This is a genomic window from Streptococcus sp. FSL K6-1323 (assembly GCF_038630745.1).
GTDB lineage: Bacteria > Bacillota > Bacilli > Lactobacillales > Streptococcaceae > Streptococcus > Streptococcus salivarius_D.
The window spans coordinates 1633597-1649013 of sequence record NZ_CP152039.1 but is presented as its reverse complement, the minus strand read 5'-3'; the positions used below and the strand labels follow the sequence as shown (position 1 = coordinate 1649013).

Here is a 15417-nt window from a genome sequence, read left to right as displayed (position 1 = left end):
AAAAATTAAATGATAGAATGGCGGTAGATAGGAGGATACAGAAATGTTAAACTATGATTTGATTGTTATCGGTTTCGGTAAAGCCGGTAAAACTCTGGCTGCTAAGATGAATGCAGCTGGTAAGAAAGTTGCTGTCATCGAGCGCAGTAAAGCGATGTATGGTGGTACTTGCATTAATATTGCTTGTATCCCAACTAAGACTATGATTGTTGCGGCTGAGAAGGGCTGGTCATTTGACGATACCATGAAGGAACGTGGTGCAGTGACTGGTCGTCTTAATGCTAAGAATTATAAAATGTTGGCAGACAATGGCGTTGATGTCATTGATGCAGAGGCACATTTTGTGTCAAATAAGGTTATTGAAGTAGTGGCTGGTGATGATCGCCAAGAGCTAACAGCTGAGACTATTGTCATCAACACAGGTGCCGTGTCTAATGTCTTGCCTATTCCTGGCTTGACAACAACTAAGCATGTTTACGATTCAACTGGTATTCAAACCCTTGAAGCCTTGCCAAAACGTTTAGGTGTCTTAGGTGGTGGTAATATCGGCCTTGAATTTGCTGGCCTTTATAACCGTTTGGGAAGCCAAGTGACTGTCTTGGATGCAGCGACTAGCTTCTTGCCACGTGTGGAGCCATCTATTGCTAAGTTGGCCAAGGAATACATGGAAGAGGACGGCATTGTCTTTGAGCAAGGTGTTAAAACTTCCGAAGTGAAAAATGACGGTGATGAAGTTGTCGTTGTTACTGACAAAGGTGAGTTCCGTTTTGATGCACTCCTCTATGCGACAGGACGCAAGCCTAATATCGAACCTCTTCACTTGGAAAATACTGATATTGCCTTGACTGAACGTGGTGGTATCCAGGTCAATAAACATTTGGAAACAAGTGTTCCTGGTGTCTTTGCAGTTGGTGATGTTAATGGTGGTCTTCAATTTACCTATATCTCACTAGACGATTTCCGTATTGTCTTTAATTACCTAACTGGTGATGGTAGCTATAACCTTGAAACACGTGGAGCTGTTCCAACTGCTATGTTTCTCAACCCACCTTTGGCACAGGTTGGTCTTACTGAAGATCAAGCCAGAGCAGCAGGTGGACCGGTTGCAGTCAAGGAACTTCCAGTTGCTGGCATGCCGCGTGGCCATGTTAACGGTGATTTGCGTGGTGCCTTCAAAGCTGTGGTAAATCCTGAAACTAAGGAAATCTTGGGTGTGACCCTCTTTGGTCAAGAATCTCATGAAATTATCAATCTAATTACCCTAGCTATGAATCATCACATTCCATACACAGATTTAGCTAAACAAATTTTCACTCACCCAACTATGGCTGAGAACCTAAACGATTTGTTTGCGATTTAAAATGAAAAGAGCCGAGAGGCTCTTTTTTTGAAAACATATCTCTAATACAAAGCGACACTCTAGGTTAGATGTCGCTTTTTTTGCGCTTTGATGATAAGATAGAAGTGCTATAAGAAAATTCTTTAGATTGGTGCTCTTTGTCTCCTTTGAATGCTTGATTGACCTTGAGTCACCACTAGAATCTGTATGAAAAATCTAGAAAGACACTCGCCTGCAAATTCGTCTGTGAGTGTGTGTAATTTATGACTAAGAAAGTAGGAGTGGGCAAGGCTCACAGTAAGATTATTTTGATGGGGGAGCACTCGGTCGTTTATGGTCATCCTGCCCTTGCCCTCCCTCTTAAGGATATTGAGGTTGTCTGTCAGATTCAGGCGGCTGCGACTCCTTTGACGCTCAAGGCTCAAGATCCCTTGACGACAGCGATTTTTTCAGCGCTTAATTATCTGGAAATCAAGAATCAGCCTATTAGCTATGCTATTAAGTCTAGTGTCCCTGAAAAGCGTGGCATGGGGTCGTCTGCGGCTGTAGCCATTGCGGCAATTCGAGCGGTCTTTGATTATTTTGATCAGGAGCTTAGCCAGGAGACCTTGGAAATGCTAGTCCATCAGGCGGAGACCATTGCCCATAGTAAACCTAGTGGTTTAGATGCAAAGACCTGCTTGAGTGACAAAGCTATTAGCTTTACGCGTAATATCGGTTTCAAGGAAATCGAGGTCAATTTAGGTGCCTATCTGGTCATTGCTGATACGGGTATCCATGGAAATACCCGTGAGGCTGTGGAAAAGGTTGAGGCCATTGGTTTAGATGCCTTGTCAGATCTCAACCAACTGGGCGAATTAAGTCAGAAGGCAGAACGCGCCCTCAAAGCCAAGGATCAAAAGCTTCTTGGTCAGCTCATGTCTCAAGCCCATAATCACCTTAAATCTTTAGGGGTGTCTTGTGATTTGTCGGATCTTCTAGTAGCAACTGCTCTGGAGCATGGTGCACTGGGAGCCAAGATGTCAGGCGGAGGACTTGGTGGCTGTATTATTGCCCTGACAAGTACTAAAGACCAAGCCCGAACGATTGCTAAAAAACTTCAAGAAAAAGGAGCCGTAAACACGTGGATAGAAAGCCTGTAAGCGTCAAATCGTACGCAAATATTGCTATTGTCAAATACTGGGGTAAGGCGGATGCGGAGCGTATGATTCCTTCAACCAGTAGTATCTCACTGACTTTGGAAAATATGTATACGGAAACCAAGTTATCTTTTCTGCCTGAGGATACGACTGGTGATGTCATGTATATCGATGATGAGCTCCAAGGGGAAAAAGAAACAACCAAGGCCAGCAAGGTTTTAGATCTCTTCCGTACTAATCCCAACCAACATGTCAAGATTGAAACTTGGAACAACATGCCAACAGCAGCGGGTCTATCCTCAAGTTCCTCAGGACTTTCTGCCCTAGTTAAAGTAGCTAACGAGCTCTTCCAAGTCGGAAAAACGCAGTCTGAATTAGCTCAAATTGCCAAGTTTGCTTCAGGTTCGTCATCACGGTCCTTCTTTGGACCATTGGCAGCCTGGGACAAGGATAGTGGTGAGGTTTACCCGGTTGAAACAGACCTCAAATTGGCCATGATTATGCTGGTTTTAACAGATCAAAAGAAACCTGTATCAAGCCGTGATGGCATGAAGTTGTGTACCGAAACATCGACATCCTTCCCAGAGTGGATTAAACAGTCTGAGCAGGATTACAAGGATATGTTAGACTACCTCAAGGCTAATGATTTCCAAGCGGTGGGTGAGCTCACTGAAGCCAATGCCCTTCGTATGCACCAAACCACAAGCACGGCTAACCCACCATTTTCATATCTAACGGAAGCCTCATATCAGGCTATGGACAAGGTTAGGGCCCTCCGTGCCTCTGGTGAGCAGTGTTACTTTACTATGGATGCAGGACCAAATGTTAAGGTGCTCTGTCTGGAAGAAGACCTAGACCGCCTAGCAGACCACTTCAGTAAGGACTATCAGGTCATCGTTTCACGCACTAAGGAGTTGCCAGATGCCTAAGCAGTCGGTCAGTCAGGTCACAGTAAAAACAGGTGGGAAACTCTACATTGCTGGAGAATATTCAGTCTTAACACCTAGGCAGACAGCCCTAATCCAATTTATTCCTATTTTCATGTCAGCAGAGGTCAAGGAAGCACAAACTACCCAGTTGTCCTCAGACATGTTTGACTATAGTGTTAGTCGTGAGCCAGACGCAAATTACGCCCTCATTCAAGAGGCCTTGAATACTTTTGAGGCCTTTTGTGGTGAGAAGTTACCCGCTCTGGACCTTTCAATCACTGGAAAGTTGGAACGAGATGGGGTTAAATTTGGTATCGGTTCTTCGGGTTCTGTTGTGGTATTGACCCTCAAGGCCTTGGCAGCAGCCCTTCAAAAAGACTTATCCAAAGACATTCTCTTTAAATTAGCTAGCTACACCCTTCTCAAGCAGGGAGATAATGGTTCTATGGGAGATTTAGCTTGTATCGTATACGAGGATCTAATTTCCTATCGTTCCTTTGACCGTGCAAAAATAGCAGAGCTTATAGACCAAAAAACTCTAACAGAGCTTTTGGAAAAAGACTGGGGCTATCGTATCAGACCTGTAGTGCCAGCTCTCAAAGCTCATTTTTTGGTGGGGTGGACCAAGCAAGCTGCTATCTCAAAAGACATGGTTAAGATGGTCAAATCTCGTATATCAAGCAAGTATCTAGGTGAAACCGAAGTGGCTGTTCAAGCTGCCATCAAGGCTCTGGAAACAGGAGATAAAAACTTGCTTAAGAGCAGTCTTCAAACTGTCAGTGATCAATTAGAATCACTGAGTCCAGATATTTATGTGGACAAGCTGAAAAAACTCAAAGAAGCAGAGCAAGGACTCGATGCCATTGCTAAGTCCTCTGGAGCTGGAGGTGGCGACTGTGGTATCGCCTTTGCCTTCGATCAAGCTAGCCGAGATGCTCTAGTTGAGCGTTGGCAACAGGTAGGAATAGAGCTCTTGTATGAGGTTTAAAGGTCAGCCTAGTAGATATTATCACGCAAGAAAGTAAAGAAATAACCTATGACAAATCGTAAAGACGATCACATCCGTTATGCCCTCAAGTACCAGTCGCCCTACAATAGTTTTGACGATATGGAACTTATCCACAAGTCTCTACCAACTTATGATTTAGATCAGATTGACTTGTCCACACATTTTGCGGGACGAGATTGGGATTTTCCCTTTTATATCAATGCCATGACAGGTGGTTCTGCCAAAGGTGGTGCAGTCAACCGTAAATTGGCTGAGGTGGCCAGTCGAACAGGTATTCTCATGGTGACGGGTTCCTACAGTGCTGCTTTAAAGGGAGAAGCACCAGAATCCTTTGACTATCGTCAAGAGTTTCCAGACTTAGACCTAGCGACTAATATCGGTGTGGATAAGTCTGTGGACCTGGGGCTTAAGACAGTAGAAGCAATGAATCCAGTCTTTTTACAGCTCCATGTCAACCTTATGCAGGAGCTTCTCATGCCTGAGGGAGAGCGTATTTTCCACACTTGGAAGGAAAATGTGGCGGCTTATGCACAGAACATAGAGGTTCCTCTTGTGCTTAAGGAGGTCGGCTTTGGTATGGATGTGGAAACCATTCGTTATGCCATGTCTCAAGGCATCAAGACTGTGGATATCTCAGGTCGTGGTGGGACTAGCTTTGCCTATATTGAAAATAGCCGAGGCGGTAACCGTGATTACCTCAATGACTGGGGACAAAGCACCGTTCAAATCCTCTTACAAGCCCAAGACCTTCGTGATAATGTGGAAATCCTAGCCTCTGGTGGCGTGCGAAACCCACTCGATATGGTCAAATGTCTGGTCCTAGGAGCAAAAGGCGTTGGCCTCTCACGCACTGTCCTTGAATTGGTGGAACGTTACCCTGTGGATAAGGTTGTGGCTATTGTCAATGGCTGGAAGGATGACCTTCGTCTTATCATGTGTGCCCTCGATTGTCGGACTATTGATGAGCTCAAATCTGTAGATTACATCTTACATGGTAAGCTGCAAGGGACATATATCAAGCAAGGAAAGTAGGAAAGAGCCAAGAGCTCTTTTTTTAATTTCCAAAGATGGTAAAACAATTTCTCTAAGTGATGATGGTGATGCTAACAAAAGTGGTATTGGTTCAAATGTCGCTGCGGTAATGTTAAAAGATGTCTCTATCAATGGTGATAAAATCACTGCAAGAGTATATTATTACGATGATGATGAGGGCGACATTACCTTAACACCAGTAAAGGATAAATAATGACTTTCTTGATTTGACTTGCTTCTAGCGAGCAAAGCGAGCACTTAACGAGACTTTCCGCTGTGAGAAAAGTTCTAGAAATACTTGTATTTCTAGAACTCGGAATTTTTGAGACCTTAGGCTCAAAAATTAGTCATGGAGCTTCGAAGAAGTTCGCTGACGTCCGCACTCACTTAAGGAAAGTCTCAAAAAATATTATTTTACAAAAAAGAGCGTAACCTCTTTTTTATTATCCAATCAAGCAAAAAGTCAACTTTCCCCTTGACAAGTCACTGTCTTAGGAGTAAGATTTTTAGTGACATACGGTAGGTGAGGCTACCACAAGGATACGGATGACTACCGCAAAGCAGTGGAGACACTACTCGTTGGTCAACAGTCCTGATCGCCAAGGTCAAGACTAAGCTCATTTCATCGCCTTGCGGAGCTAAAGCTTGAACGGTCCATTTTTTGACAGAATCTATTAAAAAATCCACCTCGAGTTTATAGAGTCTTACCTGTATATGGGTAGGACTCTTTTCATTTATCTGAGGTCCACCCACCATTAATAAATTGAAAGGAGAAACCTATGAGACTAATCGACGATCACCCCGAACCGCACCTAACCAGTCAATCGCTGATTAGTGTCTTAGGGACTCCATAAGTGATTGGCTCCTGATTAAATAAGGAGATTCCAATGTCAACAAATAAAGAAAGACTTATTGCTGCTCTTCAAGAGCCACTTGAAACAACCCTTACTCGCTACAATACTCATTTGGATGGCTTGAAGGAAGACCAAGTAGAAGAAAACCGCGACCTTTATGGGGAAAATGTCATAACCAAAGGACAAGAGGATTCTATCATCAAAAAGATTTATGAATCTATCATCAATCCCTTTACTGTTATTCTCTTAGTTATCGCTCTGGTTTCCTTTATCACCAATGTCTGGCTTGCTAAACCAGGTGAAGAAGACCCAACGACTTCTATCATCATTGTCACTCTAGTTTTGATATCTGGTGGTATCCGTTTCATTCAAGAACTTCGTAGTGACAAGGCTGCCAGCAATTTGTCTCGCATGATTGTCAATACTGCAACAGTGCTTCGAGATGGCGGTGAGCAAGAAATCCCAATCGATGAAATTGTGGTTGGGGATGTGGTCAAACTGAGTGCGGGAGATATGATTCCGGCGGATGTGGTCTTGCTAGACTCTCGTGATTTCTTTGTTCAACAGTCTGGCTTGACAGGTGAAAGCGATGCTGTGGAAAAGGCTTGTCTGTCTAAGGCGGATGGTCAAAATCTAGAGAGTCTGCTTGAGAGTGAGAGCCTTGCTTTCATGGGAACTAATGTTATCTCTGGTCGTGCAACAGCATTGGTTTTAGTTGTTGGTGATGACACCATGATGGGAGCTATCGAGCAGACCATCAATACTTATGACGAACCAACTTCATTTGAACGTGAGATGAACTCCATTTCTTGGCTCTTGATTCGACTCATGTTGGTCATGGTTCCTGTTGTTTTTGTGATTAACGGTTTAACAGATGGGGACTGGCTTGAAGCCGGCGTCTTTGCCCTTAGTGTGGGAGTCGGTTTGACCCCAGAAATGTTGCCGATGATTATCACAGCCAGTCTTGCCAAGGGTTCTATCATTATGGCCAAGGAAAAGGTGGTCATCAAAAAACTTAATGCTATTCAAGACCTAGGGGCTATCGACATCCTTTGTACGGATAAGACAGGAACCCTGACTCAAGATGAAATCGTTCTTGAGTACCCTCTTGATATTCATGGTGACCTTGACCTATCAGTGCTTCGGAGAGCCTATCTTAACTCTTATTTCCAAACTGGCTTGAAAAATCTTATGGACCGTGCCATTATTAGCCGAACTGAGAGAGAAGCTAAGAAACACGAGATCGTTCGTGACCTTGACCAAACCTTCCACAAGATTGATGAACTCCCTTTTGATTTTGAACGCCGTCGCATGAGTGTCATTGTTAAAGACAATGATGGTTTTGTCAGCATGGTGACAAAAGGTGCCCTTGAAGAAATGCTCTCTGTTTCTAACTATGTGGAATACAAGGGTGACATTATCCCATTGACCGACGATGTTCGTGAGGAAGTTCTCGCGGAAGTCGCACAGTTGAATGAACAAGGTCTGCGCGTTCTCGGTGTCAGCTACAAATCAGAGCTTAATGAAAATGATGTCTTTAGTGTTGAAGATGAAAGTGACATGATTTTGACGGGATATCTTGCCTTTCTTGACCCACCAAAACCATCAGCAGCACCTGCTATCAAGGCTTTGGCAGAGTATGGTGTGACCACAAAGATTTTGACTGGAGACAATGATAAGGTGACACAGGCTGTCTGTGAAAAAGTTGGTCTAGATGTGACGCACATCCTACTTGGAAGTGATATTGATACCATGTCAGATCAAGATTTGGCTAAGGCTGTGGAAACGACAACAGTTTTTGCTAAGTTATCCCCAGACCAAAAGGCACGAATTATCCTAAGCCTTAAGGAAAATGGCCACAAGGTAGGTTATATGGGTGATGGTATCAACGATGCCCCATCAATGAAGGTGTCAGATGTGGGTATCTCTGTGGATACAGCTGTTGATATTGCCAAAGAAACTGCAGATGTTATCTTGCTTGATAAGGATCTAATGGTCTTGGAAAAAGGTCTTGTTGAAGGACGTAAAGTCTATGCCAATATGACCAAGTATATCAAGATGACCGTTTCTTCAAATTTCGGTAATATCTTTTCTCTCCTCTTTGCCAGCATCTTCTTACCATTCCTACCAATGGCACCTGTGCATTTGATTGTCCTTAATCTTGTCTATGATATTTCTTGTATCGCTCTTCCATTTGACAATGTGGACAAGGAATTTCTTAAAGAGCCACATATCTGGGAAGCCAAATCTATCATGCGTTTCATGGCTTGGTTTGGACCTATTTCTTCTGTATTTGATATTTTGACTTACATCTTGCTCTACTTCATCATTGTGCCAATGATTTTGGGGCATGGCTATGTTCATGGTTCACCAGAAGCAGCAGCCTTTATCATCATTTTCCAAACAGGTTGGTTTATCGAATCTATGTGGTCTCAAACCATGGTTATCCACATGTTACGTTCACCAAAACTACCATTTATTCAAAGCCACCCAGCACTATCTGTTGTTGTGACAACCCTATTTGCTGCTGTCTTTGTAACCTCTCTTCCCTACAGTCCATTGGCTAGTCTCTTAAAACTTAGCCATCTAAATGGTCTCTATTTCATTCTCTTGTTTGTTATTATCGTTTTGTATATGCTTAGTGTTACCTTTGTGAAGCATATCTATATTAAGAAATATAAAGAATGGTTATAGGATAACTATCCTTAGAAAAAAAGAGCGTCAGCTCTTTTTTCATTACCTTTCATTCTGCCAAAACCTTTTCATTTATGGTATAATAGGGCGATTATAGATAATCAGAGGCCCTAAAAAACGTCAGTTATGAGGACATGTTTTCTAAGAAATGAGAGACTATGTTTTCAAGGCCCCTTTCTTTCATAGGCTATCCCAGTGGGAGGTGGAGGCTCTGAGATTTGGGGCTCAAGGCTAGGACCGCCACGAAGGAAACCATCACAAAAAAATCTTAAGAAGGAAAAAGAAAATGAGTAATTACGCTATTATCCTTGCTGCGGGTAAAGGAACTCGCATGAAATCAGATCTTCCAAAAGTTTTGCACAAGGTTTCAGGCATCACTATGCTTGAGCATGTCTTCCGTGCAGTTTCAGCCATTGATCCAGCTAAAAACGTTACTGTTATTGGTCACAAGGCTGAACTTGTTCGTGAGGTTTTGGATGGTCAATCTGCCTTCACTATGCAAACTGAGCAGTTGGGGACTGGTCACGCAGTAATGATGGCTGAAGATGAGTTGGCTGGACTTGAAGGTCAAACGCTTGTTATTGCTGGTGACACGCCTTTGATTACTGGTGAAAGTCTTAAAAACCTTATTGATTTCCACGTTAATCACAAAAATGTTGCCACTATCTTGACTGCAACTGCGGACAATCCATTTGGTTATGGTCGTATCATCCGTAACGAAAATGGTGAAGTGACTAAGATTGTTGAGCAAAAAGATGCCAACGAATTCGAACAACAAGTCAAAGAAATCAATACAGGGACTTACGTTTTTGACAATAAACGCCTCTTTGAAGCACTAAAAAACATCAACACTAACAACGCTCAAGGGGAATACTATTTGACTGATGTTATTTCTATTTTCCGTGAGAATGGTGAAAAAGTAGGTGCCTTTACTCTTCGTGACTTTGAAGAAAGTCTTGGAGTTAATGACCGTGTTGCCCTAGCTACAGCAGAAGATGTTATGCGTCGTCGTATCAACAAAGCTCACATGGTCAATGGTGTTACTTTCCAAAATCCAAACGCTACTTATATCGACGTGGATGTGGAAATTGAGCCAGATGTTGTCATTGAAGCTAATGTGACACTTAAAGGACAAACTAAGATTGGTGCAGAGTCAGTGCTTACTAATGGTACTTATATTGTTGATTCAACTATCGGTGCCAAAACTGTTATCACTAACTCTATGATTGAGCACTCAGTGGTTGAAGAAGGTGTTACCGTTGGTCCATTTGCCCATGTTCGTCCAGATTCAACCCTCAAAAAAGAGGTTCATATCGGTAATTTCGTTGAGGTTAAGGGGTCTACTATCGGTGAAAATACCAAGGCTGGTCACTTGACCTACATTGGTAATGCGGAAGTTGGTTCTGACGTTAACTTTGGTGCCGGAACAATTACTGTAAACTATGATGGACAACACAAGTTCAAGACACAAATTGCCAACAATGTCTTTATCGGAAGCAATTCAACCTTGATTGCACCGCTTGAAATTGGGGCTAACGCCCTCACAGCGGCTGGTTCAACCATCACAGATGATGTGCCAGCTGACAGCGTAGCCATTGGACGTGGCCGTCAGGTCAATAAAGAAGGCTATGCCATTAAGAAACCTCACCACCCAAGCCAACAAAAGTAAGCTTAAGGCTATCTGAGCTAGATTCTCTTGTAGAGTAGGGGTAGCTTAGAATGAGGTCAGAAGTAAAAGGAGTCAATTCATGGATTTTGAAGAAAAAACACTCAAACGTGAGTCAAAATTTAAGGGACATATTTTTGAAGTTGCAGTAGACGAAGTCCTCTTACCAGACGGTAAGACAGCTGGTCGTGAGCTCATCTTCCACAAGGGAGCAGTAGCCGTTTTAGCGATTACCCCAGAGGGAAAAATCATTATCGTCAAACAATACCGTAAGGCTATTGAGGCGGTTTCTTACGAGATTCCTGCGGGTAAGTTGGAAGTCGGTGAAGCTGGCGATGAAATGGCTGCAGCAGCGCGTGAACTTGAAGAGGAGACTCAATATAAGGGTGATCTCGAATTGATTTATGAATTTTACACAGCCATTGGCTTTTGTAATGAGAGAATCAAGCTCTATGTAGCGACTAACCTTAAACCTGTGGAAAATCCACGTCCACTTGATGATGATGAGTTCCTTGAACTCTATGAATTGACCTATGAGGAGTGTATGGAACTTGTAGCTTCAGGGGCTATCCAGGATGCCAAAACCATCATTGCACTCCAATACTATGCACTTCATTTCGGAGGAAAATAAGCTATGGGAAAACCACTTTTGACCGACGATATCATTGAGCAGGCCAAGCGTGGGGAAATCGATTTAGAGGAACATCCTTATTATGAGGACTATGATCAAGAGTTCTACGATGAGGATTATGAGGCTGATTACCAGCCTTCTGCCTACAAGAGCCGTCGAATTGAGAATGCCAAACGCAATCAATTTCAACACAAGCTTAATCGCATCCTCTTTTGGGTAGTGGTCCTCTTGATTCTTCTCTTCATTGCTGTCTTTTATTTCTAAAAAGTCTATGAGTCAGACAGCTCTACCTACTGATTCAGGAAAGATTACAAGCTGAAAAGGAACTATATGAAAATCGGAATTATCGCTGCCATGGAGCAGGAGTTAGTGCTTCTAGTGGAGCAATTGGAAAATAAGGTTGAAGAAACTGTTCTTGGCAATACCTACTACACAGGACGCTTAGGCAAACACGACGTCGTTTTGGTGCAATCAGGTGTTGGTAAGGTTATGTCAGCCATGTCTGTGGCTGTCTTGGCAGACCATTTTGGTGTTGATGCCCTCATTAACACTGGTTCTGCAGGAGCAGTAGCACCTGGACTTAAAATTGGAGATGTGGTTGTAGCTTCAAAATTGGCCTATCACGATGTTGATTTGACAGCCTTTGGCTATGATTATGGGCAAATGTCTATGCAACCACTATACTTTGAAAGTGACTCTACCTTCGTAGAGACTTTCGAAAAGGTCTTGGCTCAGGCTTCCATTGATTCTAAGATTGGGCTTATCGCTACTGGTGATAGCTTCATTGCAGGTCAAGACAAGATTGATGCAATTAAAGGGCATTTTCCAGAAGTCTTGGCCGTAGAGATGGAGGGAGCAGCTATTGCTCAAGCCGCACACAGTGTCAAAAAGCCTTTCATCGTTGTACGTGCCATGAGTGATACAGCGGCTCATGATGCTAACATTACCTTTGATGAATTCATTATTCAGGCTGGGAAACAATCAGCTGCTATTCTAGTAGAGTTTCTCAAAGAGCTTGACTAAAATACTTTAAATGAGCGTTTATGCTCATTTTCTTAATTAATTTAAAGACGACTGCTATTCATTTAAGAATGGCAGTTTTTTTCTGCTTTTAGATAAGATAATCTTCTCATTTTTCTAAGAGAAAATCTGAATTTTAGCATTTTTCAGACGGAAATTGAATTAAAATTATGGCGATAAAATGAGAAATAAAAACAATATTAAAAGAGAGGTCCCGAAAGAAAGCTTATAATATAAGGGTTTACAAAATTCACTATCTATTGATATCTTAGAAAGTTTTACAAAACATCCAAATAGGTAAATAATTTTCTTGTAAAATTCTGAAAATAGTGTATAATCCAAAATGAAAAGGGTTACAAAAATGTTAAGATTTGTAATAATGGGAGGATAGAATCATGAATAACCGATTCGGTGATTCGAGGCAACGTTTCTCCATTCGTAAGTTTACGGTGGGCGTTGCATCGGTCTTACTTTCGTTTGCAGTTTTTGGTGTGAGTACCGCCAAAGCAGAGCAAGCTGAGGAGCCTAAAGGGCAACCAGCGACGAGTGTACTTGAGGAAGCTAGCGAGTCTGATGGTGGGGGCCAAAGGACAAGCACTAGTGTCTCAAGTCATGAAGCGACAGTTGAACCTACCGTTCATGCAGAAAGTATCAGTGCTATTTCAGTGACTGCTGTTACTAGTGAAGCTGCGGTTCAAGAGCAAATGGTTGCAAGCTCTGAACAAACGAGTACATCACAAGATAAGACTAGTGAGGGGCTCAGTGAGACACCTGTAGCCGTTAATGAGACACGTGAAGCTAGTGCTCTTGCAGAAGCAAAGAATAGTAGCACAACGTCTTTTGATAATTTTGGACTTAAGATTACCAACTCGAGCAATCCCGTCTCAGCGGATGTCAAGGTGACAAAGATAGGAACTGAAATCCATATTCAAAATCCTGATGTGGAAATGGAATTTCCAAATGGTAATAATAAGTACGCGACTAACAAGGTTGTTTATCACAATATTCCTTTTCCTGATGATATAGCTATTAATTCAGGTGATAAGGTCATTCTTACTATACCAAGTGCATTACAGTTTAGGACGGGTTATAGTGTTAATGTTTACAATCCTAATAACGAAGTTGTAGGGATTGCTCAGGTTGATCCCAAGACAAACAAAATTGAAACCACATTTAATCGTTATTTTGAAGATTATCCTATCGGGAAATTTATGAATTTAGAGTTAGATACTCTCTTTTCAGAGGCTCTTGAAGGTGGGGAACATTTACACCTTGATTTTGATGGCCATGTTATAGATGTTACAGTTGGGAAAGTTAATCCTATCCCAGAAGATGAAATTATTTCTAAGTGGGGTAGTCAAGATAAGAATGATCCTACTTTGATTAATTGGGGGATGCGTGTTAATTATGCTAGGCGTGTTTTAAATAACCTTCAATTGATTGATACCTGGTCTGATAACCAAAAATTTGTGGATGGATCTCTACAGCTTCGCTATATTGATTCAGCAGATCCTTGGATTGACAAGGGATCTGCTATGGAGTTAATCAAGAGTTTTTCTCACGACGATACTAAATTCGAACTTAATCTTAATCAGCTAGACCGTATGGTTTATATTTGGTATCAAACACGATTAGGAAAGCTAACATCTAATCAGAATAATACTACGAATAAAGTTAATCTATACACGAATGCTGAGACAAAAAATTATGATTATGAAGTACGTTTAGTTGGAGGTCGTGGAAATGCAGGTGGTGAACAACAAACGTATTTCAATCTTGAGCTTGAGAAGGACTTGGTGGGTAGAGACCTCAAGGACAAAGAATTTACATTTAAATTAGTTGATGTGACTGATAGTGCCAATCCTGTTGACTTAGGGGAAACCACTAATGATGCCAAGGGTAAAATCGTCTTTTCAGATCTCTCACTCAGTAAGCCAGGTATCTATCATTATCGTGTGACAGAGGTTCCAGGTAATGACGAAGATGTGGTCTATGACAAACTAGAAGCCAATATCACCATTCAGGTTGTTCGTGAAACTGTGGACAATCAAGTCAAATTGGTTGCCAAGGTTGCCTATCCAGAAGACATTATCTTTAACAATAAATTGGTAACACCAGCCAAGGCCAAAATTGCATTTGTTAAGGAATTGACCAAGGCAGGCGTTAAACAAGATCTAAAAGCAGATCAATTCCAATTTGTTCTCAAAGACCGTTTTGGAAAAGTCCTTGAAACTGTTGGTAATACGGCTGATGGTCGTGTTGCGTTTAGTGAACTTCACTTTGATAAGGCAGGAACCTACACTTACACTGTTGAAGAAGTTAAGGGAACTAACGAAGATATCATCTATGATGGTATGAAAGCAACTGTCTGGATTACAGTGACACGAGATGGTGATGCTTTGGTATCAACAGTCGCTAATCCAAAAGACACTGTTTTCAATAACTATGTTAAAGACGTGCAACCAGCCAAGGCTAAATTCGAATTGACCAAGGTTCTTACAGGTCGCAACCTCAAAGATGGTGAGTTCAGTTTCGTCCTCAAGGACGACAAGGGTAATGTTATCCAAACAGTGACTAATAATGCACAAGGAAACATTAGCTTTGGAAATATTGTCTACGACAAACCAGGTGTTTACTACTACACTGTTGAAGAAGTCAAGGGCAATGAAGCTGACGTGGTTTATGATAACATGGTGGCTAAGTTCCAGGTGACCGTTACTAAGACTGTAGGTGAAAAGGAAAATCTGCTTGTAGCAGCCGTTCTCCTTCCTTTGGATACAGAATTTAACAATAGTTACATTCCTCCAAAACCTCCTACACCACCAACACCACCGACACCACCAAGTGTCCCACCTAAACCACCAGTGGTTCCGCCAACACCACCAACTCCGCCTACTCCACCGGTGACTCCAAAACCAGCTAAGCCAGTTCAATCCTCTGAGAAATCAGGACCTCAACTTCCAGAGACTGGTCAAGCTAACGATACTGCCTTGCTTGCCCTCGGTGTGGCAGCAGAAGTGGCAGCAGTCATGGGTGTAGCATATAGCCATCGTCGCCGTAAAGATGTTTAAGATGATGGCCTAAAAGATCGAGTATTCTCGATC

The 15417-nt window shown here is 42.3% G+C and carries 12 protein-coding genes and 1 riboswitch; all 12 genes read left to right on the top strand.

Annotation, left to right across the window (positions count from 1 at the left end; genetic code table 11):
• Window positions 1-43 precede the first annotated feature (43 nt).
• The 12 genes from NST80_RS07615 to NST80_RS07560 all read left to right on the top strand — a co-directional run bounded on the left by NST80_RS07615 (window position 44) and on the right by NST80_RS07560 (window position 15384).
• Complete coding sequence (locus NST80_RS07615) at window positions 44-1360, top strand: FAD-containing oxidoreductase (RefSeq protein ID WP_002886137.1); 1317 nt, start codon at window positions 44-46, stop codon at window positions 1358-1360.
• Between the two features lie 242 nt (window positions 1361-1602).
• Window positions 1603-2481, top strand: a complete 879-nt coding sequence (gene mvk, locus NST80_RS07610; protein WP_049554105.1) for a mevalonate kinase — start codon at window positions 1603-1605, stop codon at window positions 2479-2481.
• Window positions 2463-3407, top strand: a complete 945-nt coding sequence (mvaD, locus tag NST80_RS07605) for a diphosphomevalonate decarboxylase (RefSeq protein ID WP_183138251.1) — start codon at window positions 2463-2465, stop codon at window positions 3405-3407. Before mvk ends, mvaD begins: the two co-directional genes overlap by 19 nt.
• Window positions 3400-4395 carry a phosphomevalonate kinase gene (locus NST80_RS07600; protein WP_183138250.1) on the top strand — a complete coding sequence of 332 codons (996 nt, stop codon included), beginning with the start codon at window positions 3400-3402 and terminating at the stop codon, window positions 4393-4395. Before mvaD ends, NST80_RS07600 begins: the two co-directional genes overlap by 8 nt.
• A 48-nt stretch (window positions 4396-4443) precedes the next feature.
• Window positions 4444-5448, top strand: a complete 1005-nt coding sequence (gene fni / locus NST80_RS07595) for a type 2 isopentenyl-diphosphate Delta-isomerase (RefSeq protein WP_045768985.1) — start codon at window positions 4444-4446, stop codon at window positions 5446-5448.
• Window positions 5408-5662 (top strand): hypothetical protein, encoded by a 255-nt coding sequence (locus NST80_RS07590; RefSeq protein WP_045768984.1) that lies wholly within the window; start codon window positions 5408-5410, stop codon window positions 5660-5662. The genes fni and NST80_RS07590 overlap by 41 nt, the downstream gene beginning before the upstream one ends.
• A 294-nt stretch (window positions 5663-5956) precedes the next feature.
• Window positions 5957-6110: riboswitch (M-box (ykoK) riboswitch) on the top strand.
• A gap of 225 nt (window positions 6111-6335) precedes the next feature.
• Complete coding sequence (mgtA, locus tag NST80_RS07585; RefSeq protein ID WP_183138249.1) at window positions 6336-8996, top strand: magnesium-translocating P-type ATPase; 2661 nt, start codon at window positions 6336-6338, stop codon at window positions 8994-8996.
• 286 nt (window positions 8997-9282) lie between these two features.
• Window positions 9283-10665, top strand: coding sequence for a bifunctional UDP-N-acetylglucosamine diphosphorylase/glucosamine-1-phosphate N-acetyltransferase GlmU (gene glmU / locus NST80_RS07580; protein WP_004182969.1), 1383 nt, complete (start codon window positions 9283-9285; stop codon window positions 10663-10665).
• 79 nt (window positions 10666-10744) lie between these two features.
• The gene (locus NST80_RS07575) at window positions 10745-11293 is read left to right on the top strand and encodes an NUDIX hydrolase (RefSeq protein WP_045768981.1); all 549 of its coding nucleotides are present in this window, start codon (window positions 10745-10747) and stop codon (window positions 11291-11293) included.
• Window positions 11294-11296: 3 nt separating this feature from the next.
• A complete protein-coding gene (gene macP / locus NST80_RS07570) occupies window positions 11297-11557 on the top strand; it encodes a cell wall synthase accessory phosphoprotein MacP (RefSeq protein WP_013990959.1) in 261 nt (86 codons plus the stop codon).
• A gap of 66 nt (window positions 11558-11623) precedes the next feature.
• Window positions 11624-12316 (top strand): 5'-methylthioadenosine/adenosylhomocysteine nucleosidase, encoded by a 693-nt coding sequence (locus tag NST80_RS07565; protein WP_004182967.1) that lies wholly within the window; start codon window positions 11624-11626, stop codon window positions 12314-12316.
• Window positions 12317-12708: 392 nt separating this feature from the next.
• On the top strand, window positions 12709-15384 hold the full coding sequence (locus NST80_RS07560; protein ID WP_183138248.1) for an FctA domain-containing protein: 2676 nt from the start codon (window positions 12709-12711) through the stop codon (window positions 15382-15384).
• Window positions 15385-15417: the final 33 nt, after the last annotated feature.

What these genes read in the sequence shown, in the direction of transcription:
- glmU (WP_004182969.1), top strand. Translation starts at nt 9,283, where the DNA reads ATGAGTAATTACGCTATTATCCTTGCTGCGGGTAAAGGAACTCGCATG.
- fni (WP_045768985.1), top strand. Translation starts at nt 4,444, where the DNA reads ATGACAAATCGTAAAGACGATCACATCCGTTATGCCCTCAAGTACCAG.
- mvk (WP_049554105.1), top strand. Translation starts at nt 1,603, where the DNA reads ATGACTAAGAAAGTAGGAGTGGGCAAGGCTCACAGTAAGATTATTTTG.
- NST80_RS07590 (WP_045768984.1), top strand. Translation starts at nt 5,408, where the DNA reads ATGGTAAGCTGCAAGGGACATATATCAAGCAAGGAAAGTAGGAAAGAG.
- NST80_RS07615 (WP_002886137.1), top strand. Translation starts at nt 44, where the DNA reads ATGTTAAACTATGATTTGATTGTTATCGGTTTCGGTAAAGCCGGTAAA.
- NST80_RS07600 (WP_183138250.1), top strand. Translation starts at nt 3,400, where the DNA reads ATGCCTAAGCAGTCGGTCAGTCAGGTCACAGTAAAAACAGGTGGGAAA.
- NST80_RS07575 (WP_045768981.1), top strand. Translation starts at nt 10,745, where the DNA reads ATGGATTTTGAAGAAAAAACACTCAAACGTGAGTCAAAATTTAAGGGA.
- macP (WP_013990959.1), top strand. Translation starts at nt 11,297, where the DNA reads ATGGGAAAACCACTTTTGACCGACGATATCATTGAGCAGGCCAAGCGT.
- NST80_RS07560 (WP_183138248.1), top strand. Translation starts at nt 12,709, where the DNA reads ATGAATAACCGATTCGGTGATTCGAGGCAACGTTTCTCCATTCGTAAG.
- mgtA (WP_183138249.1), top strand. Translation starts at nt 6,336, where the DNA reads ATGTCAACAAATAAAGAAAGACTTATTGCTGCTCTTCAAGAGCCACTT.
- NST80_RS07565 (WP_004182967.1), top strand. Translation starts at nt 11,624, where the DNA reads ATGAAAATCGGAATTATCGCTGCCATGGAGCAGGAGTTAGTGCTTCTA.